This is a genomic window from Cupriavidus yeoncheonensis, assembly GCF_905397275.1.
Taxonomy (GTDB): Bacteria; Pseudomonadota; Gammaproteobacteria; order Burkholderiales; family Burkholderiaceae; genus Cupriavidus; species Cupriavidus yeoncheonensis.
In genome coordinates this window covers 1-1088 of record NZ_CAJPUY010000068.1, presented here as the reverse complement: position 1 = coordinate 1088, position 1088 = coordinate 1, and the positions used below count along the sequence as shown (strand labels likewise).

General features: G+C 65.7%; 1 protein-coding gene. It reads right to left on the bottom strand.

The window, feature by feature from the left end; all coding sequences use genetic code 11:
* Window positions 1-33 precede the first annotated feature (33 nt).
* On the bottom strand, window positions 34-1088 hold a 1055-nt coding region (locus KHO22_RS32310; RefSeq protein WP_211951260.1), incomplete at its 5' end, for an IS3 family transposase.

Sequence of the window (1088 nt, the reverse complement as noted above, 5' to 3'; positions counted from 1 at the left end):
CGGTGTGTGTCAAGGTAGTTGTCGCGTCCGCCGCTATGCCGCTTTCCGGTACTCCTTAGGCGCCAGCTCAGCCCGCTCGGGGTTCAGGTAGACCACTGGATCCAGCTTCCAATTCCGGATTCCCCGCGACCAGCGCTGCGGGTGCCGGGCACGGGCTGCCTGATACACCACCACGCGTCGCGCCAGCATGGGCGGCGCCTCCCCGCGGTGTCGCTGGTTCGGCGTGACGTACTTCAGGCCACTGTGGCGGTGCTCTTCGTTGTACCAGCGCACGAACCGATGCACCCAGTCGCGCGCTTGCTCCAGCGTATCGAACGGCCGATCAGGCCACAGTGGGCAGTACTTGGCCGTTCGGAACAACGCTTCGGCGTAGGCGTTGTCGTTGCTCACGCGTGGGCGGCTGTATGAGGGCTCCACGCCCAGGTACTCCATCGCCGCTCGCATCGTCGCGCCCTTCATGACGCTGCCATTATCCGAGTGCAGCACCAGCGGCCGGCCAACGGTCTGCTCGCGCAGGCAACCCAGCGCCAGCAGTTGGCTGGCATGCTCGACTGATTCGCTCTCATGCACCTCGTTGACCACCAGCTTGCGGCTGTAGATGTCCTGCATCATGTACCAGTAGAAGAAGCGGCCTTTCACCGTCGTGGGCATCCACGTGATGTCCCAGCACCACACCTGGTTCGGTCCGTCGGCACGGTGCGTGGTCAGCGGGCGCGAGGACTTGGCATTGTGGCTGCGCCCGCGCCGGCGTGCTTGGCCTTCGGCCTTGAGCACCCGGTAAAACGTCGACTCCGAGGCCAGGTAACGGCCCTCGTCGGCCAGCTTCGGCACGATCTGGTGCGGCGTCAGACTCTCATAGCCGGGCTGGTTGGCCACTGCCAGCACGGCCCGCCGCTCCGCCTCGCTGAGCTTGTTAGCCGGCGCCGGCCGCAGCACGCCCGGACGGCCATCCTCAGGCGTATGGCGCCAGCGCTGCAAGGTGCGCTCGTTCAGGCCTAGTTCCTCGCAAGCACTGGCTTGGCGCGCACCGCTCTTCACCGCTTCATCGATCAACGCAATGGCATCGCGGCGATCCGAGACGTTGATCA